Source organism: Kribbella endophytica (assembly GCF_054781295.1).
Map to the genome: position 1 here is coordinate 359,491 of NZ_BAAGUR010000003.1, position 25,513 is coordinate 385,003.

At 69.9% G+C, this 25,513-nt stretch carries 16 protein-coding genes; 4 read left to right on the forward strand and 12 right to left on the reverse strand.

Annotated elements, in window-relative coordinates:
- Positions 1–17: 17 nt before the first annotated feature.
- The 6 genes from ACYVIO_RS27955 to pheS all read right to left on the reverse strand — a co-directional run bounded on the left by ACYVIO_RS27955 (position 18) and on the right by pheS (position 14,919).
- Positions 18–5,807, reverse strand: a complete 5,790-nt coding sequence (locus tag ACYVIO_RS27955; RefSeq protein WP_460654627.1) for an Ig-like domain-containing protein — start codon at positions 5,805–5,807, stop codon at positions 18–20.
- Between the two features lie 162 nt (positions 5,808–5,969).
- A complete protein-coding gene (locus tag ACYVIO_RS27960) occupies positions 5,970–8,285 on the reverse strand; it encodes a hypothetical protein (protein ID WP_460653885.1) in 2,316 nt (771 codons plus the stop codon).
- Positions 8,282–9,262, reverse strand: a complete 981-nt coding sequence (locus ACYVIO_RS27965; protein ID WP_460653886.1) for a glycosyltransferase family 2 protein — start codon at positions 9,260–9,262, stop codon at positions 8,282–8,284. The genes ACYVIO_RS27960 and ACYVIO_RS27965 overlap by 4 nt, the downstream gene beginning before the upstream one ends.
- 135 nt (positions 9,263–9,397) lie before the next feature.
- Positions 9,398–10,924, reverse strand: coding sequence for a gamma-glutamyltransferase (locus tag ACYVIO_RS27970; protein WP_460653887.1), 1,527 nt, complete (start codon positions 10,922–10,924; stop codon positions 9,398–9,400).
- Positions 10,925–11,239: 315 nt separating this feature from the next.
- Positions 11,240–13,810, reverse strand: a complete 2,571-nt coding sequence (gene pheT, locus ACYVIO_RS27975) for a phenylalanine--tRNA ligase subunit beta (RefSeq protein ID WP_460653888.1) — start codon at positions 13,808–13,810, stop codon at positions 11,240–11,242.
- Complete coding sequence (pheS, locus tag ACYVIO_RS27980) at positions 13,810–14,919, reverse strand: phenylalanine--tRNA ligase subunit alpha (protein ID WP_425831228.1); 1,110 nt, start codon at positions 14,917–14,919, stop codon at positions 13,810–13,812. Before pheS ends, pheT begins: the two co-directional genes overlap by 1 nt.
- A 256-nt stretch (positions 14,920–15,175) precedes the next feature.
- On the opposite strand from pheS, the gene ACYVIO_RS27985 reads away from it, so the two are divergent.
- From ACYVIO_RS27985 to ACYVIO_RS27995, 3 genes are all read left to right on the forward strand, one after another.
- Positions 15,176–17,119, forward strand: a complete 1,944-nt coding sequence (locus ACYVIO_RS27985) for a YncE family protein (RefSeq protein WP_460653889.1) — start codon at positions 15,176–15,178, stop codon at positions 17,117–17,119.
- Positions 17,116–19,134, forward strand: a complete 2,019-nt coding sequence (locus tag ACYVIO_RS27990; protein WP_460653890.1) for a hypothetical protein — start codon at positions 17,116–17,118, stop codon at positions 19,132–19,134. Before ACYVIO_RS27985 ends, ACYVIO_RS27990 begins: the two co-directional genes overlap by 4 nt.
- A 61-nt stretch (positions 19,135–19,195) precedes the next feature.
- The gene (locus ACYVIO_RS27995) at positions 19,196–19,798 is read left to right on the forward strand and encodes a vitamin K epoxide reductase family protein (protein WP_460653891.1); all 603 of its coding nucleotides are present in this window, start codon (positions 19,196–19,198) and stop codon (positions 19,796–19,798) included.
- Here ACYVIO_RS27995 and ACYVIO_RS28000 read toward each other — a convergent pair.
- Positions 19,706–20,695: a CehA/McbA family metallohydrolase gene (locus ACYVIO_RS28000; RefSeq protein WP_460653892.1), complete on the reverse strand. Its 990-nt coding sequence runs from the start codon at positions 20,693–20,695 to the stop codon at positions 19,706–19,708. The two genes, ACYVIO_RS27995 and ACYVIO_RS28000, sit on opposite strands and share 93 nt — an antisense overlap.
- Positions 20,696–20,719: 24 nt before the next feature.
- Positions 20,720–22,231 (reverse strand): MFS transporter, encoded by a 1,512-nt coding sequence (locus ACYVIO_RS28005; RefSeq protein WP_460653893.1) that lies wholly within the window; start codon positions 22,229–22,231, stop codon positions 20,720–20,722.
- Between the two features lie 54 nt (positions 22,232–22,285).
- On the opposite strand from ACYVIO_RS28005, the gene ACYVIO_RS28010 reads away from it, so the two are divergent.
- The gene (locus ACYVIO_RS28010) at positions 22,286–22,993 is read left to right on the forward strand and encodes a TetR/AcrR family transcriptional regulator C-terminal domain-containing protein (RefSeq protein WP_460653894.1); all 708 of its coding nucleotides are present in this window, start codon (positions 22,286–22,288) and stop codon (positions 22,991–22,993) included.
- Here ACYVIO_RS28010 and ACYVIO_RS28015 read toward each other — a convergent pair.
- The 4 genes from ACYVIO_RS28015 to infC form a co-directional block, all read right to left on the reverse strand.
- The gene (locus ACYVIO_RS28015; RefSeq protein ID WP_460653895.1) at positions 22,977–23,822 is read right to left on the reverse strand and encodes a TrmH family RNA methyltransferase; all 846 of its coding nucleotides are present in this window, start codon (positions 23,820–23,822) and stop codon (positions 22,977–22,979) included. The two genes, ACYVIO_RS28010 and ACYVIO_RS28015, sit on opposite strands and share 17 nt — an antisense overlap.
- Before the next feature lie 29 nt (positions 23,823–23,851).
- Complete coding sequence (rplT, locus tag ACYVIO_RS28020) at positions 23,852–24,238, reverse strand: 50S ribosomal protein L20 (RefSeq protein ID WP_184797282.1); 387 nt, start codon at positions 24,236–24,238, stop codon at positions 23,852–23,854.
- A 79-nt stretch (positions 24,239–24,317) separates the two neighbouring features.
- The gene (gene rpmI / locus ACYVIO_RS28025; protein ID WP_130383713.1) at positions 24,318–24,512 is read right to left on the reverse strand and encodes a 50S ribosomal protein L35; all 195 of its coding nucleotides are present in this window, start codon (positions 24,510–24,512) and stop codon (positions 24,318–24,320) included.
- Between the two features lie 73 nt (positions 24,513–24,585).
- Positions 24,586–25,308 (reverse strand): translation initiation factor IF-3, encoded by a 723-nt coding sequence (gene infC, locus ACYVIO_RS28030; protein WP_460653896.1) that lies wholly within the window; start codon positions 25,306–25,308, stop codon positions 24,586–24,588.
- Between the last annotated feature and the right edge of the window lie 205 nt (positions 25,309–25,513).

Genomic DNA, 25,513 nt, shown 5'->3' on the forward strand with positions numbered 1-25,513 from the left:
CCTCGCTGCTCGTGGGGTTACCGGCCTCGGCGGAGCAGCGTCAGACCGAGCGCGGCGAGCAGGCCGCCCAAGGTCAGCAGGATCGCGGGCGGTCCACCGGTGTCCGGGAGCGTCGCGGCAGCAGGTGCCGCACCACCACCCGGCTGGTCGACCGGCGGCTGAGCGCCGACGGCAACCTTCAGGTGCGACTCGACAGTGCGCCCGTCGGTGTCGGTGACTCGGTAGGCAGTCTTGGCCATCCCGGAGAACGTCCGATCCGGGACCAGCCGGATCGTTCCGTCCGGCAGGACCGACCAGACCCCGACGTCCGGTACGACGAGCCGCGCGACACAGGTCGCTGTTCCAGTCGCGAGGCAGACAGTCGTGGGGATCCACGAAGCACCCTCGGTCGCCGTGTCGTTCAGCAGCGGGTTCACGACGACCGGGTTGCCCGGCGTCGACGTCCCGCCGTCCGGCATCGCCTTCGCACTCAGCGGCGCGGTCACCGTGACCTCCAGCCGCGCGGTGTCCGACGTACCGTTCCGATCCGTCACCCGATAGCCCACGGCTCGCGTCGTACCGCTGAATCCCCCGGCAGGGTTGAAGGTCACGGTCCCGGCAGCAGCAACCGTGAACGTCCCCTCCCCCGGAATCGTCACCGTCTTCTTGTCCTTGCCATCGACCGGATCCCGTACGACGACCGACCCCGGATCCAGCGCCGCCGACGCGTCACCGGCGCGATCGTTGTCCAGCACCGGAACGACCACAGCCTTCCCGTACGCCGTCCGCGCGCTGTCATCGACGGCGACCGGCCGCACCGGCAGCACCGTCACCGCGATGGTCGAGCGCGCCGCGTTCCGGTTGCTGTCCTTCACCTCGTACTGCGTCGGCCGGCTCGTCCCGGTGAACTTCGCCACCGGACTGAACGTGACCTTGCCATCGGCAACCACCAGCATCCCTTGCCCGGCCACAGTCAAACGGCTGACCAAGTCCCCGTCCAACCCCACGAGCAGCAGCGACGCCGGATCGAGCTTCGCGCCCGGTCCAGGCTTGTCGTTGGCCAACGGATCGAAGACCACCGACTTCCCCTGCTTCGTCTTGAACCGATCAGGCTGCGCGACCGGCCGAGCCTCGACAGTCACCGTCACCGTCGCCGTACCGGTGCTCCCGTTCTTGTCGCTCACCTGATAGGTCACCGGCGTGGCCGACCCAGTCGAGCCGCCCTCCGGCACCAGCCGCACTCCCCCATCAGGCTGCGCCGTCCACATCCCTTGCCCAGCAACCCGCAGCGACGCCGCCGCGTCCCCGGTCGCCGGATCGATCATCCGCACCGACGACGGCACCAGCGGCGCACTCGGATCTCCCGCCTTGTCGTTCCCCAGCACCGGCACGGTGATCGGCGTATCGAACGCGGTCGTCGCCGCGTCGTCGACCGCCACCGGCTCGATCCGACTCACCGTCACAGTCGCCGTCGCAGCCGCCTTGTTCCCACTCGTGTCGGTCACCTGATACCCGACAGCGCTCCGCCCACTGAACGTCGCCACCGGCTCGAACGTGATCGCGCCCGTGACAGCGTCGACCTCGAACGTCCCCTGCCCGGCGATCGTCACCTTCCGCTCCCAGACCCGGATCGACGAGGTCCCGTAGATCTGGACCGACGTCTTCTCCAGCTCCGCCGCCGTCCCCGGCACGTCGTTGGCCAGCGGGTCGAAGGTGATCGCGCCGTTCTGCTTGGTCGTGACGCTGTCCGGCTTCGCCTCCGGCCCCTTCCCGACGGTCAGGAACAGCAGCCCTTCGGCGGTCGTCCCGTTGTCGTCGGTGATCCGGTACGTCGCCGGCGTCGTCACGCCCTGGTAGTCCTTCACCGGCGTGAACGACACCCGCCCGGTCTTGTCCGCGACGTACGTCCCCTCCCGCGGCTGCGTCACCTTCGCCCGGTAGACGCCGTCCGCGGGGTCCTTCAGCAGCAGGCTCCCGGGGACCAGCGGCGCGCTCGGATCACCCGGCTTGTCGTTCGCCAGGACGTCGATCGTGATCGCCTGGTTGTACGGCGTGATCGCCGAGTCGTCGGCGGTGAACGGATCGATCGGGGTGGTGCTCAGCAGCAGCGTCGCGGTCGCCGTCGACTTGTTGCTGTCAGCAACGCGATAGGTGATCGGCCGCCCCTTGCCCCGGAACGTTGGCAGCGGATCGAAGAGCACGGCCCCGCTGTCCTGCACGGTGTACGTCCCCTGCCCGGGAACGGTCACGGAACGAGCGAAGTCCGACCGCGCCGAAGCTTCCCGCAGTACGACGGACGCCGGGTCCAGCTTCGCGTCCGTCCCCGGGCTGTCGTTGCTCAGCACGTTCACCGTGACGGTCACGTCCTGCAGCGTCGACGCCGTGTCCGCCCGCGCGACCGGCGGCGCCCCGACGACGATCCGCACGACCGCGGTCACGAGCGTCCCGTTGTCGTCGGCCACCTGATAGGTGAGGTCCGTCGTCGACCCGCTGAACCCGGCCGCCGGATCGAAGACCACCAGGCCGGCGCGAGCGGTGAAGACCCCTTGCCCCTTCACGCTCACCGACGGCTTGAACACCCCGTCGGCCGGGTCCTCGAGCCGCACGCTCCCCGGCACCAGTGGCGCCGTCGGGTCCCCGGCCTTGTCGTTGCCCAGCACCTTCAGCGTCACTGCCTTGTCGTACGGCGTGGAAGCGCTGTCGTCCGCCGCGACCGGAGTCACCGGCGTGACGGTCGCCGCGATCGTCGACCGCGTCGCCTGGTCGAACCAGTCCGAGACCCGGTACTGCAGCGTCGTCGCCGTCCCCGTGAACGACGGAATCGGGTCGAACACCACGGTCCCGTCCGGATCCACGTTCCACCGACCCTGCCCCGGAACCGTGACCACCTTCCGCAGCGACCCGTCGGCCGGATCGATCAGGACCAGACTGAGCGGGTCGAGCCCGGTCCCCTTGCCTGCCACATCGTTGGCCAGGGCATCGATCTGCAGCGTCACGTCCTGCGGCGTCCGTGCGGTGTCGGGTTTCGCGGCCGGCGGTGACGGCTTCGCGATCGTGACCGTCAGGGCCGCGCCGGTCGGCGTACCGTTCACGTCGGAGACCGCGTACGCGAGCGACGTCGCGACCCCGGTGAACGACGGCAGCGGATCGACGTCGACCGTGCCGTCCGGCTTGGCCGTGAACGTCGCCTCGCCGTCGACGACGACCACCTGACGCGGCACCTCGCCGATCGGGTCGATCAGGCGCAGACTGGTCGGCACCAGTGGCAGCGCCGGATCGCCCGCGGTGTCGTTGGCCAGCACCTTGACCGTCACGTTCGTGTCGTACGCCGTACTCGCGGTGTCGTCGGTCGCGTCGGGCTGGACGCGGGACACCTCGGCGCTCAGCGTGGCCGAGCCGATCGTCTTGTTGCCATCAGCAACCTGGTACTTGATCGGGGTCGCCTTGCCGTGGAACGCCGGCACCGGCTCGAAGAGGATCCGCCCGTCCGGGCGGGTCGAGTACTTGCCCTGGCCCGGGATCTCCAGCGTGGTCGCCGCCTCGCTTCGCCCGGCCGTCGGGAACAGCCGCACGCTCTCGGGGTCCAGCGCGGACCCGGTCGGCCCGGGCTTGTCGTTGGCCAGCACCGACGCGTACGCCGGAGTGCCCTGCAGCGTCGTCAACGTGTCCGGGTTCGCCACCGGGGGGCCAGGGGCATCGACACTGACCACGAGCTGCGCCCGCGCCGCGGTCCCGTTCTTGTCCAGCACCTGATAGGTCAGCGCGGTCGTGCTGCCCTGGAATCGGGTCGCCGGCGCGAACTCGATCTTGCCCTCGACCACCTGGAACTCGCCCTGCCGCGCGACCACGACCTTGCTCACCAGCTTGCCGGACTTCGGCTCGACGAGCATCAGCGACGCCGGGTCGAGCGGGGCGTCCGGCGAGCCGGGCTCGTCGTTGTCGAGCACCGGGACGACGGCGTTGGTGTCGAACGGCGTACTGACCGAATCGCCCAGCGCCTTCGGCGTGACCGGCGTGACGGTGACGACCAGCGTCGACTCCGTCAGCTGACCGGTGCTGTCGGCAACCCGGTACCCGATGGTGGTCGCGACGCCGGTGAAGCGCGGCAGCGGGACGAAGTCGACGCCGCCGTCGGGCTTGACCGTGTAGCTGCCCTGGCCCGGAACGACCACCTTCTTCTTGAAGGCCGGGTCCTCCTTCGCGGTGCCGCCGGCCGGATCGCGGAGTTCCACCGTCTTCGGGTCGAGACTGACACCCGGCGCGGCCTTGTCGTTGGCCAGCGGCGTGATCCCGAGGCTGACGTTCTGCGCGGTGGTCGCGGTGTCGGGCGCGGCAACCGGCTTGGCCGGCAGCTCGACCGTCACGATCAGCGTCGCCTTGGCCGTCGCGCCGTTGCTGTCGGCGACGCGGTAGGTGACTGGCTCGGCGACGCCGACGAAGCCCGGCACTGGGTCGAAGTCGATCCGGCCGTCCGGCTTGGCGACGTACTTGCCGCGGCCGACGACGTTGACCATCTGACGACAGGCCGTCTGGTCGACCAGGCAGAGCGAGCTCGGCTGCAGCGGCGTGCTCGGGTCGCCGGCCTTGTCGTTGCCGAGGACATCGGTCGTGACACCGGTGTCGTACGGCGTACTGGCGGTGTCGTTGACGGCGACCGGCGGAGGCGGCGGCGCGATCGCGAGCGGGTAGTCCTCGACCTCGCCGGAGTCGGCCGCGCCGGTCGGCTTCTCGACCTGGGCCGCCGTGTACCCGGCGCGGATGCGCGCGGTGGTGAGCCCGGCCGGCCCGAGCTTGCCGAACTTGGCCCAGGTCAGCATCGTCTCGCCCTGCCCGGCCGCGAAGGTCGAGCAGGCCCGCTCGACGGCCTCGAACGTGCCGTTGCGATTCAGGTCGATCCAGCCACAGACCTGCCCGGGCTTCGACGCGCCGGTCAGCACCACGGGCACGGCGTACGACGTGGCGCTGGTGAGCAGCGGGCCGAAGGTGACGCCGTCGTCGGCCTTGTCCGGAGTCGTCGGGCCGGTCTTCGCGTTGGCGACGGCCGCGTTGTCCTCGGTCGCGTCGGCACCGATCCGCAGGTCGCTGAGCACCGACCAGGCGGCGCCGTACGACGAAGGCGCGTCACCGAAGTCCTCGCCGACCGACGCGACGACCGAGAACGCGTCGGCCGAGGTCGTGGTGTTGAAGGCGGGCAGCTTCGGGTGCTTGGTGAAGAGGGCGGTCAGGTCGAAGCTGATCGTCTTGGCGATGCCGTTGACCTGGACCGAGCCGCAGGCCGCGGTCGCGGTGGAGTCGAGGCCGTCACCGGTGTCGGTGTTCACGCAGTTCGGACCGGCGTCGTGGTTCGCCGCGCTGATCGTGTCGCTGGTGACGGCGAGGTTGTTGCCCTGGCCCACCTTCCGCAGGCTGAGGCCGGCGGTGCCGAGCTTGAGCACGGTGTGCAGCTCGGACTGGCCGCGCGGCTGCCCGTTGACGCTCTGGTTGGACGCGCCACCGATCCCGGCGAGGTGCAGGACCGGGTTGCGGACCGGCTGCGAGAAGGTGATCGTCAGGGTGCCGCGGTTGCCGCAGTTGCCCGTGGCCGCGCAGTCGCCGGTGTTGACCAGGAGGTCCTGCGCCGGAGTGGTCCGCGCAAGGGCCGGTTGGTAGGTCTCTGCAGCGGGGCCGTGATCGCCGACGGTCGTTGCGTCGAGCAACTCGGTCTTGCCGGTGACGGCGATCGTCTGCGTCAGACCGGAGCCGGGCATCGCGGCTGTCGCCGTACCGGCTTGGTCGAAAGGTGCCGAGGGCACCTGGTAGCCGGCCGCCGGAGTCACCACGCTCAGCACGGTCAACGTCAGCAGGATCGCCAGTACCGGTCGGGAACGTCCCGAAATCCTGCCCACAGTTCCGCCCCTCCCCAAAACGCACGTCCTGCATCGCGTCGGCACCGGGGCGAAACGGGCCAGCGCAGAGACAACGCTCCACGCGGAGTAGATGTTACGCGGGAATCACCGCGTCAGTTCGTAAATCTGGACGTGCTGCTCGCGATGTCTCAGCTGGGCGAGCCGCGCGAGCTGCGGCGAGACCGGACCGTCGTACAGATCGGCGTACAGCCAGCGCACGGAGTACTGGTCGCGCAGGCGGCGCAGTACCTCGGGCGTCGGTGCGTCGAGTGCCTGATTGGTGAGCAGAACGCGGTCCGGCCAGGGCGACGGCTGGTTGGTGTAGCGCTTGCCGTTGACGCCCTGTCTGCTCATCGCCTCCTGGGTGTAGGCCCAGCCTTCGATCAGCGTACGGCGGCCGGCGATCCCGCTGACCAGGTAGCCACGGGCGTCGCAGCCCGGGCGCTGCGGTCCGGCCGGGCGGCACCACGTGTTGCTCGCGACAACGTCGTCCGGTCGAGCGTTGCGCGCCAGCCAGAGCGCTGCGGCCGCTTCGTCCGGATGGACTCGCCAGTGCGGTGACGTGAACGTCTTGGCCTGGCGGCTGGTGGTCGCCCGGACGCCGAGCGCGAACGTACTCGCAGCCGGCACAGCGAGGATCGTTGCCAGAGCAACGACTCCCCCGAGCCCAGCCAGCTTGGACCAGCGCTTCGCCGCCAGCGGCCAGAGCAGCGTCAGCACCACGGTCACTGCGAGCACAGCGATCAGCGGACGAGCCACCAGTACGACGCGGTCGAGCTGGTCACCCCTCGGCTTTGCCTTGGTCGCCATCAGCGCTGCCGTGTAGACGAGGCCGAGTCCAGCAGCCAGTACGCCGACGACAACCGCCGCACGCCGCCGGTCCTGCAGTTCCTTGAACCAGAGCGCCGCCAGCCAGCCGATCGCAGCCAAGCTGATCGGTACGACGCTGCGGACGAAGTACGACTCGCTGGCCGACGGGTGATCGACCAGGAGGTACCCGGCCCAGCCAGCAACGAGGCCGCCGAGCAGGAACCAGCCGAGCGGATCCCGTCTGACCTCACGCCGTCCGAGCAGGCCGTAGCCGGCCAGTGCGACCGACTGGGTGATCAGCATCAGCGCGAACACGACCAGCGCGCCGACGATCGACAGGAACCGGCCGGAGGTCAGCGCAGGGAGGAGGAGCCCGCCACCGCCTGCTGGCGTCGCGTCCCCGGTCGCGGCCCGGTAGCCGGCTTGCAGTTTGACGATCGCCAGCAGTTGCAGGCCGGAGCCGCTGGTGCTCCCGGCAACGGTCAGCAGCGTGCCGACCGCGGCAGCCACCAGCACCGCGCCGGCGGCGATGAAGCGGGCCGGCAGCTTGCGGTCCCGGATCAGGACGAACAACGCGGACAGGCCGACCGCACCGACCAGGATCGGCAGGATCGTCGGCTTGGCCCCACCGCCGACCAGAGCGACCGACAGCGCGAGGACCCACAGGCCCTTCGGCTGCTTGCCGCGGAACAGCAGCTCGACCACGAAGATCGCGGCCGCCGTACCGGCCAGCATGCCGAACGTCTGCGACGGGCTGATCAGGCTGAACGGCGGCGCCAGGTCCACGCCGTTGTCGATGAACAGCGCGAGCTGCGGCGCGGCAACAGCGACGGCAACGAGTACGCCGGTCCACCAGGCGCGGCTGACCATCCGGGCGAAGGTGGCGAACACCAGCAGGCCCACCACGAGCAATGGGAGCAGCCAGAGCCGATAGAGCACGAGAATCGGCGACAGCCGAGTGATGTCGACCGCGCCGGCCATGTCGGCGTTGGCGAACCAGTGGTAGTCCAGCTCAAGGCCGGCGACCTGTGGCAGCTGCGGCGGCACGGACCGGGTCAGCTCGTTCACCATCGACAGGTGGAACAGCAGGTCCGGGTAGTACGCCATACCGGCCGGTGGCATCGGGTGGTACGCGTAGACGCCGAAGGTCGCGCCACCGACCATGACTGCTGCGGCTGCGGCCAGTCCCCACGTCCAGGTCGGTGGCAGCGGCTTGGGCTCAGCGATCCGCCAGTGCCTGCGCAGCTGCGGTACGGCGGCGAACAGCGCGAGCACCAGCACCGGCCAGACGACGAGCGCCTGCTGCCAGCCGACCAGAGTGAACAGGGCCCAGCCGAGCAGCTGGTAGGTGAAGCCGACGACGGTCCCCAGGCCCAGGTCCTCGGCCCAGTTGCCGGTGCTGCGCCAGAGGGCGCGCAGCAGGAGGACGCCGGGCAGGGCAACGCCTGCGGCGAAGTAGACGGCGTACCGGAGGATCGCGGTGATCGGTACGTCGACAGTGAGCAGGCCGATGAGTGCGACGGCCAGCGGGAGCAACCACGGCAGCAGCCGGGTCATCGGTCGGGCGGAGCGTTCCGTCAGACCGGCGGGCGGAAGGTCGACGAGGGTCAAGTCGGTATGGTTTCCCGCTCCAGCACCTGGTGGCCGCTGTCGTCGAGACTGTCGTAGCCGACCAGGAACTGCGGCCGTTTCTGACTCGACTGGAACAGGCGGGCGACGTACTCCCCCAGGAGGCCCAGACACAGCAACTGGATCGCGCCGATCACCGCCACGGCCAGGACGGTCGACGTCCAGCCGGGGATGCTCTGGCCGGTCAGCTTGATCACGAGCGCACCGATCACGAACGCCACCGACAGCAGCCCGCCGAACAGACCGAGCCAGGTGGCCAGCCTCAAGGGAGCGGCAGAGAATGCCGTGACGCTGTCGAAGGCGAGCCGGAGCATCTTGCGCAGGTTGTACTTCGTGACACCCGCGGCCCGCTCGGCCCGGACGTACTTGACCTCGGCGCTCGGGAATCCGAGCCACGGAATCACCAGCCGGAACACGCGACCGTCCTCGGGCAACGCGTTCACCGCGTCCACCACCCGGCGCGAGACCAGCCGGAAATCGGCGGCGTCGAAAGGAATGTCCCGACCGACCAGGCGGCACATCAAGCGGTAATACATTCGGGCAGTGGTGCGTTTCGCCCAGCTGTCGCTGGACCGGTCCGATCTTACGCCGTACACGACGTCGACGTCCTTGTCCCGGGCGGTCGTCAGCAGCTCGGCGATCACCTCGGGCGGGTCCTGCAGGTCGGCGTCGATGGTGACCAGATGGTTGCCCCGGGCCCGGCGGAAGCCTGCCGAGATGGCGGCCTGGTGGCCGGAGTTGCGCAGCAGGCGGACCAGCCGCAGCTGTGGCCAGTCGGTCGCGGCGGCGAGCAGCAGCGACGCGGTCGCGTCCCGGCTGCCGTCGTCGACGACGAGCAGCTCGTAGCTGACGCCGAGTCCGTCCAGCAGGGGCCGCATCCGGTCGAAGAAGATCGGCAGCACCTCTTCCTCGTCGTACATCGGCACGACGACGGAAAGATCAGGAACCTGTTCGCCCACCGCGCCCACCCCCAGCCGTTTTTCTGTCCACATCAGTTAAGAACGCCCGAAAAGGGCAAAAAGATGCTTTCGTAGGTGAATTGGCAGCTACTTGCAGGTGATTCGTGACACCGGGCGGCGTGTCCTGCCGCAGAGTCACGACTCCGACACGGCCACGGCACCGGTCCGGCGGGGATCGCCGACGGCCTGCAGGCCGGTCTCGGGATCCCAGAACGCCGCGGCGACGCCACCGAAGTACATCGAGTGCGGCGGCATCGGGCGGATCGGCAGGCTGGTCGTCGCGCCGGTGACCTCGAGGTCGTCCTCGTAATCGACGACGACGTCCGCGCGGACCCGGACGTGCATGCGGGGGTACTCGACGGCTTCCTCGAGCGAGAGCCCGCCGTGGGTGTAGAGGGCGTACGTCTGGGCGATCGCGGTCGGGATCCGGTCCGAGCCCGGCGAGCTGATCGCGAGCACCGCGCCGTCGCTGTCGCGGCGGGCGACGCTGGGTGCCATGTTCGAGGTGAGGCGGGTGCCGGGCGCCAGACTGTGCGGGCCGCCGGACAGCAGCTCCTGCTCGCCGAGCGCGTTGTTCAGCCAGATGCCGGTGCCGGGCGTCATCACGCCGGAGCCGTACCCGGACGAGACCGTGATCGCGCACGCGTCGCCCTCGTCGTCGACGACCGAGACCGTCGCCGTACTGGGTGAGGTCAGTGCGCGCAGATCGCCGGCCGAAGCGAGGTCGAGCAGCTTCTGGCCTTCGAGGCGGCGGACGTCCTCCTCGTCGAGCTCGGCGAGCCTGCGGCCGAAGACGGCGTGCTGGACCTCGACGAGGCGTTCGAGCTCCGACGGGTTCCAGCCGCCTTGGGTCGGTACGCCGTCGAGCAGCGCGAGCATCGCGGCGACCGCGACGCCGCCGACAGCCGGTGGTGGGTTGGTCGCGAGGCTCCAGCCGTTCTGCTTGACGACGAGCGCCGGGCGAACGATCGCCTCGTACGCCGCAAGGTCCTCGGCGGTGAGGATGCCGTCGTTGTTCTGCATGTCGTGCACGAGCAGCCGCGCGAGCTCGCCGGTGTACATGGTCTCGGCGCCGGCCTTGGCAATCAGCTCCAGGGCCTCGGCGAGCTCGGGGATCACGACGGTGGTGCCGGCCTTGATGACCTGGCCTTCGTCGTCGTGCACGACGCCGTGGGACGGTTGGTGCCAGCCGAAGATGATGTCGTGGGTGAAGCCGAGGTAGTACCCCGAGGTCCGGCTCAGCGTGAACCCTTGCCGCGCAACCTCGATCGCGGGCTTCACGACCTCGCTCCAGGGCGCCTTACCGGAACGCCGGTGCGCCAGATCGAGCGCCTTCATACCGCCCGGCGTCGCAACCGACCCGTGGCCGACGGTCGTCGTCGTACCGCCGCCATAGTCGGTGGTGACGTCCCAGATCCCCCGCCCGAACCGGTCGTCCGGCAGCCCGCGGCCAGGCATCTCCACCCAGCCGTCGATAGTCACCGGCTCCCCACCCGCGACCTGCAACGTGACAAACCCACCCGAGGCCGGCGAGACGACGCCGATCTCATTCACCATCGTGACCAGCGTCGCCGCAATCGCCGCGTCCACGGCGTTCCCGCCCTCAGCCGCCAACCGCACCCCAGCATCAGCCGCAGCCTTGTTAGGCGCCGCGACGGCCACCCTCGGATGAGACGCCATCAGACCGCACGCCCGACGGCTTGCCGGGTGATCCCGGTGAACCTGCTGCTGAGCCGCGCGACTGCGCGAGACGGCGTCTCGCCCACCGGCCGTCCGGCCAAGCGCCGACTCACCGCCAGGCGCGTCACGCCCTCGCCCGCTCGGCGGGCGGGCGAGCGGCGGACGGGGGTGCGCGACCCCAGGTGGGCCGAGGCGTTGCCCGCCCGTGGGCCGACCGGGCGTCGGCTTGGGGCCGGGCCCTCGCCCGTGGTGGGGAACTGGTGTGGGGCGAGGGCGACGGCGGTGGCGGGCATCAGGTCAGCCGACGCGTTGGACTGCGTTGAAGCGGTCTACGGCTACCTGGACTGCGGCTTGCCGGGTGTCGGCGACCTCGTTCTCCTTCAGCGTCCGGTCGGGGGCGCGGAAGCGGAGGGCGAAGGCGAGTGACTTCTTGCCTTCGCCGATCTGCTCGCCGGTGTAGACGTCGAACAGCCGGATCGACTCCAGCAGTTCGCCGGCGCCCTCGGACAGCGCGGCCTCGACGTCCGCCGCCGGTACGTCGGCCGCGACGATCAGCGCCACGTCCTCCTTGGCCACCGGGTACGACGAGAACGGCTGCGCCGTGACCGTCGCCGGACCGGCCGCGATCAGGGCGTCGAGGTTCAGCTCGACCGCACTCGACCGCGCCGGCAGACCGAACGCCTGACACACCTTCGGGTGCAACTCGCCGGCGTATCCGATGACGATGCGACCAGCCGCGTCAGCGCCGGCCGAACCGGCTGCGTCAGCCGGGCCGGCGACGGTCAGTTCGGCGCAGCGGCCTGGGTGCCAGGGGGCTCGCTCGACGTTGCGCAGCGTCGGCTCGACGCCGATGGACGTTGCGATCGCGCGGGCGACCTGGACGGCGTCGGCCCAGCTGACCTGCTGGCCCTTGCCCCACCAGCCGGTGGGAGTGCGCGAACCGGTGAGCACGACGCCGATGTGCAGCGGCTGCTCGGGCAGCGCGTCGTACAGGGCCTTGAGCTCGTCGTCGGTCGGACGCTGCGCGACGGTCGGCAGCGGTGCCGGCTTGGCGCCGGGGCGCGGGGTGAAGACCAGGCTGGTCTGGAAGATCGCCAGGTCGGTCGAACCGCGGCCGACGTTGCGCTCGGCGGTGCGAAGCAGCGTCGGCAGGAGCGTCGTCTGCATCGACGGCTCCTCGTCGGACAACGGGTTGACCAGCTTCACCGTCGTACGGCGTGCGTCGTCAGCCGGCAGCCCCATCGCGTCGAAGTCGGCCTCACCCACGAACGGGTAGGAGACGACCTCGGTCAGCCCAGCACCAACCAGCGCGGTAGCAACCCGACGACGCCGCCGCTGCGACACCGTCAGCCCCTGCCCACCCGGAGCAGACGGCAACACCGAAGGCACGTTGTCGAACCCGAACAACCGAATGACTTCCTCAGCAAAGTCGTTGGGGTCCCGCAAGTCAGGCCGCCACGAAGGCGGAGTCACCGTCACCAGTTCAGCAACAGAATCCTGAGCACCAACAGCAAAAGCAGCCGGTACGGCGTCGGACGCAGCCGAAGCGACCTCACACCCAACCGACTCCAGGTGACGAGTGCTCTCCTCAACGCTGATCTCAGCACCGGCAACCCGCGCCGCGTGGTCTGCGCGGAAGGTCACTGCCGGCGCTGCCGGGTGCGTGTCGATCAACGTCTCTTCCGCCAGGATCGTCCCGCCGGCCAGCTCGGCCAGCAGGTCCGCTACCCGCTGCGCGGCGTACCGCGGAAGCGCCGGGTCCACCTCGCGCTCGAAGCGCCGCGAAGCCTCCGACGACAGCTTGTGGCGGCGGGACGCGCGCGCGATCACGATCGGGTCGAAGTGTGCGGCCTCGATCACCACGTCCGTGGTCGACTCGGAGATCTCCGTCGACGCCCCGCCCATCACGCCGGCGATGCCGATCGGGCCGGAGTCGTCGGTGATCAGCAGGTCCTCGGTGTCCAGCTCGCGGGTCTGGTCGTCGAGCGTCATCAGCTTCTCGCCGGCGGCCGCGCGCCGTACGACGATGTCGCCGCTCAGCCGGTCCTTGTCGTACCCGTGGATCGGCTGGCCCAGCTCGAGCATCACGTAGTTGGTGACGTCGACCCCGATCGAGATCGGCCGCATGCCCGACGCGACCAGCCGCTGCTGCAGCCAGCGCGGCGACGGCGCCTTCGGGTCGATCCCGGTCACCGTCCGCGTCACGAACACGCTGCACCCGTCGGCGTCGTCGACGCGCACCGGGTAACCACCCTCGCCCGAGCCGTTGACCGCAAGCCCGGCCGGGTCCTTCAACGGAACCCCGTACGCCGTCGCGGCCTCGCGAGCGACCCCGCGGATCGACAAGCAGTACCCACGGTCCGGCGTGACCGCGATGTCGAGCACGTCGTCGCGCAGCGACAGCAGCTCGATCGCGTCGTCGCCCGGCGTCGCCTCGCCCGGCTTCAGCACGACGATGCCGTGCGTACCGTCGTCGCCCAGGCCGAGCTCGGTGCTGGAGCAGATCATCCCGGCCGAGACGTGGCCGTAGGTCTTGCGGGCCGCGATCGCGAACCCGCCCGGCAGCACCGCGCCGGGCAGCACGACGACGACCAGGTCGCCGACGGCAAAGTTGTCCGCGCCGCAGACGACCCACTGCGGCTCGTCCTTGCCGATGTCGAGCGAGCACCAGCGGATGGTCTTGCCGTTCTTCTGCGGCTCCGGCTCGAAGGTCAGCACCTTGCCGACCACGAGCGGCCCGGTCAGGTCGGACTCGACGACGGTCTCCACCTCGAGCCCGGCGCGGATCAGCTTCTCGCCGACCTGGCGGCCGGTCACGCCGTCCGGCAGCTCGACGTACTCACGAAGCCACGACAGTGGGACCCGCATCAGATCTCCATCCCGAACTGGCGGCTGAACCGCACGTCACCCTCGACCATGTCCCGCATGTCCTCCACCCCGTTGCGGAACATCAGCGTCCGCTCCAGGCCCATCCCGAACGCGAATCCCGAGTACCGCTCGGGGTCGATGCCGCAGGCCTGCAGGACCCGCGGGTTGACGACGCCGCAGCCGCCCCACTCGATCCAGCCCTCGCTGCCGCAGGTGCGGCACGGGCGGTCGGGGTTGCCGACGGAGGCGCCGCGGCAGACGAAGCACTTGAGGTCGACCTCGGCCGACGGCTCGGTGAACGGGAAGAAGTTCGGCCGCAGCCGCGCTTCCAGGCCCTCGCCGAACATCGACACGACGAAGTGGTCCAGCGTGCCCTTCAGGTGCGCGAGCGTGATGCCCTCGTCCACCACGAGGCCCTCGACCTGGTAGAAGACCGGCGTGTGCGTCGCGTCCAGCTCGTCGGTGCGGAACACGCGGCCCGGGCAGATCACGTAGATCGGGGGCTTGCGGGTCAGCATCGACCGGGCCTGCACCGGCGACGTGTGGGTCCGCAGGACCGTCCCGGAACCCGCGGGCTCGACGAAGAAGGTGTCCTGCATCTGCCGCGCCGGGTGGTCGGGCTGGAAGTTCAGGGCGTCGAAGTTCAGCCACTCGGCCTCGACCTCGGGACCCTCGGCGACGTCCCAGCCGAGCGCGGTGAAGACGTCGGCGATCTGCTCGGAGATCAGCGACAGCGGGTGCCGGGCACCGGGCTGCGGGCTGGTCCAGGGCAGCGTCACGTCGACCTGCTCGGTCGCGAGCATCCGCTCCTCGTGCTCGGCCTCGAGCACGGCCAGGCGGCCGGCGTACGCGTCGTTGATCGCCTTGCGGGCCGAGCCGATCCGCTGACCGGCTTCCTTGCGGCCCTGCGGCGGCAGCGCGCCGATCTCGCGGTTGGCCAGCGCGATCGGCGACCGCTCGCCGAGGTGGGCCAGCTTGGCCTCCTGCAGCGCCGACAGGTCGGCCGCGGTCCGGAAGGCGTCGAGGGCCTCGTCCCGCGTCCGTTCGACCTCGTCGGCGTGCAACGGAGTCACCTCGACGGGGTCGTAGTTCTTGTTGGGACCGGACATGGCTCACTCTCGGGTCGCTGATACCTAACCTGCTGCTGGCAGTCTAGGAACCCACGGCGCCCGAGCGTGAATCGGTTGTCCACAGGAACCATCGATGCGCATTGTTGCGTGGTCGCGGACACCCCCGCGCAAGTTCACGCGCTCGATCTGTTGACTCCCCGGGCCGCCGATCGTAGGGTCCCGGTTAATTTCAGCATGCCCTTAATTCGGTTTCTGCCATGCCCGTAACCCGTGCCCGTCCGTACCGGGAGGCGTTGTGCACCAGCGATCAGCACCATCGGCCCTCATCGTCGCCGTCATCGGCGCCCTGTTCCTGACCCTCACCGCCGGCCCGAGCGCGGCCGCCGCGCCGCCCACACTCGCAGCGGAGAACCTCGGCCCGGCTTCCGCGGTCACCTCGACCAGCGTCGCCGAGCAGGTCGGCGACCGGATCTGGACCGCGAGCTCCGGCGTCTCCCCGGTCCAGGTCGGCGCGTTCGACCCGGCCACCCAGAAGATCGAACAGAAGATCGCCCTTCCCACCGGCGCCGGCGCCTGGGCGATGACCCACGTCGGCACCGATCTCTACATCGGCCTCTACACGCCGGGCGACGTCTACAAGATCGACACCACCACGGGCGCGCTGACCAAGGTCGCGCGGTTCGGCTCGTTCATCTGGTCGATCGCGGCCACGCCCGACGGCCGGATCGTGGCCGGCACCTACCCGGACGGCGGCGTGCACGAGTACGACCCGGCGACCGGCGCCACCCGCTCGTACGGCGCCGCCTTCCCCGGCGAGCAGTACGTGCGCAGCATCGCGGCCGACGAGACCACCATCTACGCGGGCGTCGGCACCAAGGCCCACCTGATCGCGATCGACCGGATCAGCGGCGAGCGGCGCGACGTGCTGCCCGCCCGGTACGCCGACCGGACCTTCGTCGCCACCCTCGCGCTGGCCGGCGGCAAGCTGGCCGCGGGCCTGTCCCCGACCGGGACGATGCTGGTGTTCGACACCGCGAACCTGGCCGAGCCGGTCGAGGTACAACCTCCGGGCGGCGACCAGTACGTCACCGCGATCACCGTCGACGAACCGACCGGAGACGTGTACCTGGGCACCCGCCCGTCCGGCACGCTGTACCGCAGCCGGGGCGGTGAGCTGCAACGGCTCGGTTCGCCGTACGACGGGGCGTACTTCAACCGGATCTTCGTCGACGGTGGCACGATCCGGGCCGAGCTGACCAGCGAGGTCGTCACCTTCGACGAGTCGGCCGGCACCTTCAGCGGCACCGATCTCGGCGCCGCGGGACTTCCGCCCGCGCCGGAGCAGGCGATGGGCATCGCGGCGACGCGGGACACCGTGCTGGTCAGCGGCAAGGCCGGGATCCAGGTGCACGATCTGAAGGCGGGCACGAACCACCGGGTCTTCCTGCCCGGCGAGGCCAAGACCCTCACGCCGGTCGGTCGCGACGTCTATCTCGGCGTCTACACGCTGGCCCGGCTCTGGGCGATGAAACCCGACGGCACCGGGCTGCACGAGTACGGCCGGATCGAGAACGAGCAGACCCGCCCGACCGACGAGGCCTACGACGAGCGGACGCGGACGCTGCTGATCTCGACCGAACCCGACTACGGCAAGTACGACGGGACGCTGACCGAGCAGCAGTTCGGGACCGGGCGGCGCGAGGTGCACCGCGGCGTGGTGCCGCACCAGTCGGTGCGGTCGGTCGGGGCCGACGACGGTATCGCCTACCTCGGCGGCGCGACCCGCAACAGCCTCGGCACCACTCCGGTGTTGCCGGAGGCAACAGTCGTCGCCTTCGACCTGCGCCGGAACCGGACCCTGTGGGAGATCGCGGCGGCCCCTGGCGCGCAGGCGTTCAGCGACGTCGTGCCGTACCGCGGCCGGCTCTACGCCACCACCGACGACGGCCGGCTCGCCGTACTCGACCAGCGCACCGGCAAGGTGCTCAGCACGCAGACGATCGGTACCAGCCAGAGCCGGCTGGCGATCGCCCGCGGCCGGCTGTTCGGCACCGACAGCAAGCGCGTCTTCGAGGTCAGCCCGGGACGCGTGCCGGCCGTCACCACGGTCGTCGACGGACTCGACGCCCAGATCTACAGCTACCCGCTGATCACGGCCTCCCACTCCGGCGACGCCCTCTACACGATCAAGGGCCGCGACCTGGTCCGCATCACCGACCCGGCGGGAGCCCACCGATGACGCAGAACGCAGCAGGAGACCCGGCACGGACGGTGTCGCGGCGCACGGTACTGGCCGGAAGCATCCTCGCCGGTACGGCGGCCGCCCTGACCACGACGCCGGCTCTCGCAGGCCCCTCCGCCACGACGCCGGCTCTCGCGGGCCCCTCTGCCGCACCGGTGGACGGCTCCACGCTGCCCCGGTTCGGACCGGCCTGCTCGACGGCAGCGGTGGTCGCGATGGCCGTGCACGACGGGCGGGCCTACCTGATCACCCGCGGCATTGTGCCGCCGAAGCTTGTCGAGGTCGACCTCGCGACCCGCCGCGTCGTCCGCACCACCGACCTGCCGGTCGGCGAAGGCGGCTGGGCGATGACGGTCGCCGCGGGCAAGATCTACGTCGGGCTCTACCCGGTCGCCGACGTCTACTGCTTCGACCCCGCGACCGCTGCCCTGACCCGGGTCGGCAGCCTGGCCGGCGCGGGCGGTTTCGTCTGGGACCTGGTGACGGCTCCCGACGGCCAGGTCTTCGCGGTCAGCTATCCCAACGGCACGGTCTGGCAGATCGATCCGGCCACGCAGGCCCTGACCCGGCTCGGCGCTCCGGTGGCAGGAGCGCAGTACGGCCGGTACGTCGGCGCGGCCGGTTCGTCGGTGTACGCGGGCATCTACACGCCGGCCCAGCTTGTCGCCTACGACCGAACCGGCGGCGGCTTCCGCGACCTCACGCCGGACGCCGTCCGCGGGCAGACCTTCGGGCCGTTCGCGGCCACGGCCGACCGGCTCTTCGTCGGCAGCAGCGGCGCCTTGCTCAGCATGGATCTCGACGGCGGGAACGTCCGGGTGGTGCCGTTGCCGAGCGGCCAGACCGGCATCGACGCGATCGTGGTCGGCGCGGACGGTACGGCGTACGTGACCACTCGCGGCGCGGGGACAGTGTGGTCGTGCGGTCCGGACGACGTGACACTCACCGCGGTGGCGACACCGGCGCCGGCCGACGAGCACCGCCGGCTGGTGCTGCTCGACGGCGGCACACTGCTCGGCGCGACCGGGTCGGGCGTGCTGTGGTGGCTCGATCTCGGCACCGGACAGTTCGAGCTGCTCGACCTGGTCGACGCCGGGTTCGAGCCCGCGGCCGACAAGCCGCAGTCCATCGAGCTCGGCATGCCCCACCTGTACGTCGGCGGGCACTGGGTCGTCACCGAGCACTCGCTCACCCGGCGGACCAGCCGCCGGATCCGCGTGCCGGGTGAGGCCAAGACGCTGACCTGGCAGGACGGCCACCTGTACTCCGCGCTCTACCCGAGCACCGAGGTGGTCCGGATCGACCCGCGGACCACGGAGGTGCACAGCTTCGGGATCATCGGGCACGAGCAGCTCCGGCCCTGGCAGGCGGCGTACGACGAACGGACCGGACTGTTGGCGATCGCCTCCGCGCCGGGAACCGGCAAGCTGGTCGGCGCGCTCACCCTGCTGGACGTCCGGACCGGCCGAATGGACGTCTACCCGAACCTGCTGCCGGACCAGAGCATCATGTCGGTGTCGATCGTCGACGGCATCGCCTACCTCGGCGGCGACGTGGTCGGCGGCGGCGGCATCACCCCGACCCGGACCTCGGCCGCGATCGGCGCGTTCGACCTCCGGCGCCGCCGCCTGCTCTGGACCGCCGAACCGCTGGCCGGTGAACGGTCCATCCAGAGCGTCGCGATCCACCGCGGTCTCCTGTACGGCGTACTGAAGCGCACCAGCGGCGGGTGGTTCACCTACAACCTGCGCACCGGCGAGGTGGTGCGTGCGACGACCAACCTGTCGGGCTACGGGGAGATCTTCGTCCACGAGGACCGGGTGTACGTCGAGACGAACTTCGGCGGCAACCTCTACCAGCTGGGCCCCGGACCCGGCCAGGCGCGACTACTGGTGAACAAGCTCGGCGACGGCTGGTACACGGTCCCGCAGCTGAGTCCGGTGCGCGGCCGCCCGACGCATCACGCCTGGGGCCTGGCCGATCGCGACCTGGTCCAGCTACCGCTGCGGTGAGCGATTGGTGACGGTGCGGCACAATCGGGAGCATCGTCCGACGACCCGAAGGCAGCACGTGATGACGAACGCGGACCTCACCGCCCCAGCGACCGAAGCCGGTCCGGAGACCGGCGACCCCGCCACCGGCCTGAAGTGGCTGCTGGCCGTTGGCGGGGCGATCGGGTTCCTGGCCGCGTTCGTGCTGACCGTGGAGAAGTTCCACCTGCTCACCGACCCGAACTACACGCCGAGCTGCAGCATCAACTCGGTGCTGTCGTGCGGCTCGGTGATGGTGACGCCGCAGGCTTCCCTGTTCGGCTTCCCGAACTCGCTGCTCGGCATCGGCGGCTTCGCGATCGTCACCACGCTTGGCGTCCTGCTGCTCAGCGGCGTACGGTTCCCGCGCTGGATCTGGCTCGGCCTGCAGGTCGGCGTCAGCGCTGCCGCCGTACTGATCCACTGGCTGGCCTACCAGAGCATCTACACGATCGGCGCGCTCTGCCCGTACTGCATGGTCGTGTGGGCGGTGACGATCCCGACGTTCTGGTACGTCACCCTGCACAACTTCCGCGACACCCGCTGGGTGCGCTCACTCAGCGGCTACCACGCGGTCGTGATCGGTGCCTGGGCCCTGTTCGTCACCGGCATCATCCTGACCCGCTTCTGGCTCGGCAACGGCTGACAGCCAGATCGGATTGGTCCACGCACGCCCACCTGCCGCGTCCTCGACGGTGACCCGGCAGTGCCGGCCGCGGAACATCTCCAGCGGTAGCGAACACTCGGTCAGGTCGGTCCCCTGCACCACCTCGGCCCCGGGCGCACCTCCGCTGAGCAGCACCTTCACGACCGGCGAGCACTGCACAGTCACGACACCGTCGTCGATGCGTACGTCGTACAGCTCAGGGCCCGTGCTGGAGTAGAAGTGGCCGGCCTTGAGTGCTGCGAGCAGTGGGTCCGGCTCCAGGGTCTCCGCACGCACCTGCACCCAAGCAGCACACGGCAGCGGGTCCTGCGGCTGCAGGTGCGCGTCGTCAGCGGCGTACGCCGTCAGCCGATGCCCGCGATTCAGCAGTACGTCGGTGAGATGCCAGCTGTCGCCCCGGTTCTCCCGGTCGGCCAGAGCGTTGTAGACCTCGACCGAGTGGGCCGCGTCGAGGCTCTCGGCGTCAACGGCCGTGAGCAGCGACGCGGACGGGTGTGCCATGCCCACGAACGCACCCGCTGACCGAGCCCGCCACGCCAGCTCCGGCCCAGTCTCCTCGGGGCTGGGTGGCGGGAAGTCCAGCGGCAGGCCTACTGCCACGATGTGCCAGGACTGGCCGGCCTCGGTCCGTGGCGCGTGGAGCTCGGCGCCGATCAACGTGGTGAAGCCGTCGGAGCGGAGCGGCCGGGTGTCTGTCACCGGGTAGCCGTGCTCGGGGCGGAAGTGGTCGGTGAGAGCCAGGAAGTCGTAGCCGGCGTCCTGGTAGATCCGCACGGTCTCGGCCGGCGACAGCGCGCCGTCCGACTCGTTCGAGTGCGTGTGCAGGTTGCCCCGCCAGAACCGTCCGCTCTGCCTGAATGGCAACCCGTCTCTCACCGCCACATTCTCACCGCTGCAAGGTCAGCCGGCGTGCTCGGCTTCCAGCTCCGACTCCGGCTCGGCGGCAACGGCCGACCTGCGCGGCAGGACGAACAGCGCGACCAGCGTGCCTGCTGCTGCTCCGATCAGACCGGCCGTCATAGCGATCGACATGGCGTCCGTGAAGGCCTCGCGGGCCACCTGAGCGAACTCCGGGCCCAGAGCCAGCGTGTCAGCGATGGACTCGCGGGCAGGCACCGAGTCCGGCAGAGCAGCCGAGTACGCCGCAGCCAGCACACTGCCCAGTACGGCGACCGACAGCGCGGCGCCGGTCTGCTGGACGGTGTCGTTCATCGCCGAGCCGACTCCGCGGTGCTCGGCGGGGACGGCCTGCATCAGCAACGTGTACGCCGCCGGGCCGGCCAGGCCGCCGCCGATACCCATCACCATCAGGCCGACGATCAGCAGCCCGTACCCGGTGTCCATCGTGACCTGCGTCAGGATCCCGAAGCCCGCGGCGATGACGGCCAGGCCGGTCGCGATCAGCGTGCGGTCGGCGAACTTCTTGCCCAGCGTCGCGCCGACGCCGTTGAAGAGCATCGCGGACACGGCGTACGGAATCAGCGCGAGGCCGGCCTTGAGCGGGCTGTAGGCCAGCACGAACTGCAGGTACTGCGTCAGCGCGAGCAGGAGTCCGCCCGCGGTGAACGACAGCAGCACGATCGACAGGCTCGTCCCGCTGAAGTTGCGGTCCTTGAAGAGCTGCAGCGGGACCATCGGGTGCGGCGTTCGCCGTTCCCACACAGCGAAAGCGATCAGTCCGAGCACGCCGACCGCGAGCCCACCGAGCACGCGGCCCGAGCCGAGACCGTCGGCCGGGATCGAGATGATCGCCCAGACCACCGCGGACATCCCGACGACCGACAGCAGCGCGCCGACAGGATCGACTGCCCGCGCCGGGCCCTTCGACTCGGGGATCAGCGCGATCGTCCCGATGATCGCCAGCACCGCGATCGGCACGTTGATCAGGAAGATCGAGCCCCACCAGAAGTGCTCGAGCAGTACGCCGCCGATCGTCGGCCCGGCGACCACGCCGACCATCGCGACGGTGGACCAGGCGGCCATCGCCTTGCGCTGCTCCTCCGGCGGGAAGACCGTGAACAGCAACGACAGCGTGCTCGGCATCAGCAGCGAGCCGCCGACGCCCATCAGCCCGCGGCAGGCGATCAGCTGCCACGGGTTCGCCGCCAGCGTGGCCAGCAACGAGGCCAGCCCGAACACGATCAGTCCGATGATCAGCATCCGGCGCCGGCCGTACCGGTCGGACAGACTTCCGGCGGTCAGCAGCAGGCCGGCGAACGCCAGGATGTAGGCGTCGATGATCCACTGCACGTCGGCCGGGGTGGCGGACAGGTCGCGCATCAGCGACGGGATGGCCAGGTTGAGGACGGTGTTGTCGACCACCAGCACCATCACGCTCAGACACAGAATCAGCAGGATCCACCAGCGCCGGGGATGCCCGGCCTGGCTCGACTCGAACGATGTACTAGTCACTCGCACACTGTACGACGAACTGGAACACTGTGCGAGTCAGATTAGAATGAGCCCATGGAATCGATCTGGACGAGGCAGCGGACCGCAGCTCCGGCCCGCGAGACGCTCAGCCGCGACCAGATCGTCAAGGCGACGATGGAGCTGCTCGACACCGAGGGCCTGGCCGGCCTGAGCATGCGCAAGCTCGCCGCCCGCCTGGATTCAGGCGCGACGAGCCTGTACTGGCACGTGCAGACCAAGGACGACCTGATCGATCTGGTGATCGACGAGGTGTACGGCGAGATCGACGTCCCCGACGCCGAACTGGCCGGCTGGCGAGCCGGCGTACTGCTGCTCGCGCACAACCTGCGCGCCGCAGTCCTGCGGCACGGCTGGGTGCCCGAGGTGATCTACACCCGCCCGAGCATCGGCCCGAACGCGATCAGCATGGGATCACGCGGCCTGGCCCTGTTCGCCGCCGCCGGCTTCACCGGCCGCGACATCGACTACTCGATGGGCGCCGTCTTGTCGTTCGTCTTCGGCAACGCGAACTCCCAGGCCGCCTGGCAGGCCTCGGTCCGCCGCTCCGGCCGCACCGTCGCCGAACGCAACCAGGAGATCCTCGCCGAGGTCGACCACCTCACCACGATGGACCCCCGCATGCACGAGTCCGTCCAGCGCCGCCGCGTCGTCGACATGGACCAGCTCCAGAACGAGTCCTTCTCCTACGGCCTCGACAGCCTTCTCGACGGCCTGGAGAACCGCCTCAGTGCTGGTCGTTGACGTTCTGCTGCTCGTTGTCGATGCGCTGGGCCCGGGCTGAGGCGTAGAGGCAGACGGCGGCGGCGGTGGCCAGGTTGAGGCTTTCGGCGCGGCCGTAGATCGGGACCTTCACCGAACGGTCGACGATCGCGTCGTACCCGTCGGGCAAGCCGTGGGCCTCGTTGCCGAACAGCCAGACGGTCGGCTTGGCGAGGGTGCCGTCGTCGATGCACTCGTCGAGGTCGAAGCTGCCGTAGCCGTCGGCGGCGAGAACCTGGATGCCCTGGTCCCGCCACGCCTTCGCGGCGGCCGGGACGTCCACGTCGAGCGAGATCGGCAGGTGGAACAGGCTGCCGACGCTGGCCCGGACGGCCTTCGGGTTGTGCGGGTCGACGGACTCGCTGGACAGCACGACGGCGTCCGCGCCGGCCGCGTCGGCGGTCCGGATCAGGGTGCCGACATTGCCCGGGTCGCGGACCTGGACTCCGACGGCGACGAGCGACGCCGTACGCCGTACTGCCTCGTCGAGCGAGACGTCGACGAGTGAGCAGACCGCGACCACGCCCTGGGACGTGACGGTCTCGCTGAGCGCTTCGACGGCGGCCCGGTTCACCTCGAACCAGGGCACGCCGGCGACCGTCGCCAGGTCCCGCAGGTCGCGGTGCCGGGTGGCGACGTCAGGTTCGGCGTACACCTCGACGACGCGCTCGCGGTGCTCGAGCGCTTCCCGGACGGCTTGGGGGCCTTCGACCAGGAAGCGGCCGGTCTTGCGGCGGAACGCGCGAGTGGCGAGCCTGCGGGCCTGCTTGATCCGCACAGACTGCGCGGTCAGCAGACCAGGGCTCGCCACTCGAGTGCTACTACTGGGTGCGGTGATGCTCAGGCCGCGGTCGACGGCGCGTTGACGTCCGCCGGCAGAGCAGCCTTGGCCACGACGACGAGCGCGCTGAACGCGGCCGGGTCGTTGACGGCCAGGTCGGCCAGGATCTTGCGGTCGACCTCGACCTCGGCCAGCCGCAGGCCCTGGATGAACCGGTTGTAGGTCAGGCCCTCCGCGCGGGTCGCGGCGTTGATCCGCTGGATCCACAGCTTGCGGAAGTCGCCCTTGCGCGCCTTGCGGTCACGGTAGGCGTAGACGAGCGAGTGGGTGACCTGCTCCTTCGCCTTGCGGTACAGGCGCGAGCGCTGGCCGCGGTAGCCGCTGGCCTGCTCGAGTACGACCCGGCGCTTCTTGTGGGCGTTGACTGCCCGCTTCACGCGTGCCATGAGGTGTTACTCCTTGTACTTCTGCGCCGGCGGGGATGGTACCCACGCGGCGGGGATGTCCGGGGAAAAGGGGCGAGGCTCAGATGCCGAGAAGCTTCTTGGCCTTCTTGACGTACGCGGGTGCGACCTCGACGGTGCCGGACAGGCGACGCTTGCGCTTGGACGACTTCGCCTCGGCGAGGTGGCGGACACCGGTCTGCTCGCGGCGGATCTTGCCCGAGCCCGTGACCCGGACACGCTTCTTCATCCCCGAGTGGGTCTTCATCTTCGGCATGGCTGTGTTCTCTCGTTTCTTCGTTGACTCGAACCGGTGGTCCGGCTCCGGCCTCAACGGCCGGAGCGACGGATCACTCCGGGTCGAGGTTGTCGGCCGGACCCTTCGGCTTCTTGGTGGCGCCGGCTGCTTTCTCGGCCTCGAACTGCTGGAGCTGCGCGGCCCGCTCGAGGCGCTCGGCCTCTTGCTCGGCCTCGTGCTCGGCAAGCTTCTTGGCCTTCTCGGCTTCCACGTCCACGCGCGCCTCGGACTTCTTCTTGTGCGGTCCGAGCACCATGATCATGTTCCGGCCGTCCTGACGCGGCGAGGACTCGACGAAGCCGAGCTCGGTGACGTCTTCGGCCAGCCGCTGCAGCAGCCGGAACCCCAGCTCGGGGCGGGACTGCTCGCGACCACGGAACATGATCGTGATCTTCACCTTGTCACCGGCACGGAGGAAGCGGACGACGTGACCCTTCTTGGTCTCGTAGTCGTGCGGGTCGATCTTCGGCCGCAGCTTCATCTCTTTGATGACGGTGTTGGTCTGGTTCCGGCGGGACTCGCGCGCCTTCTGCGCGGTCTCGTACTTGTACTTGCCGAAATCCATCAGCTTGCAGACCGGCGGGCGTGCCGTCGCTGCAACCTCGACCAGGTCGAGATCGGCTTCCTGTGCCAACCGAAGAGCGTCTTCGATCCGGACGATGCCTACCTGCTCACCGTTCGGTCCGACCAGACGCACCTCGGGAACGCGGATGCGCTCGTTGACGCGCAGTTCAATGGTGATGGGTCCTCCTGGGTTGTTCGATACTGGTGCCACCTGCTGACCGCTGCCCCGGAGATTCCTGTCAGGAACGACAAAAGCCTCCGTGCGCGATCCACACGAAGGCCCAATTCCCAGATCGACGACCCGCCAACCCCTGACCGCTGGGTGGTTCGCCGTACGATCGCCGCGGTTGCTCCGGCGGTGAAGCCGGAAACCTCGGCGTGACCGGGACCCGCCGACTCTTCGTCGACTGGGTGGG

Bases quoted from the DNA above. Each gene is read 5' to 3' on its own strand.
- pheT (WP_460653888.1), bottom strand. From the start codon at position 13,810: ATGCGGGTCCCACTGTCGTGGCTTCGTGAGTACGTCGAGCTGCCGGAC.
- pheS (WP_425831228.1), bottom strand. From the start codon at position 14,919: ATGTCCGGTCCCAACAAGAACTACGACCCCGTCGAGGTGACTCCGTTG.
- ACYVIO_RS27990 (WP_460653890.1), top strand. From the start codon at position 17,116: ATGACGCAGAACGCAGCAGGAGACCCGGCACGGACGGTGTCGCGGCGC.
- ACYVIO_RS27995 (WP_460653891.1), top strand. From the start codon at position 19,196: ATGACGAACGCGGACCTCACCGCCCCAGCGACCGAAGCCGGTCCGGAG.
- ACYVIO_RS28010 (WP_460653894.1), top strand. From the start codon at position 22,286: ATGGAATCGATCTGGACGAGGCAGCGGACCGCAGCTCCGGCCCGCGAG.
- rplT (WP_184797282.1), bottom strand. From the start codon at position 24,238: ATGGCACGCGTGAAGCGGGCAGTCAACGCCCACAAGAAGCGCCGGGTC.
- rpmI (WP_130383713.1), bottom strand. From the start codon at position 24,512: ATGCCGAAGATGAAGACCCACTCGGGGATGAAGAAGCGTGTCCGGGTC.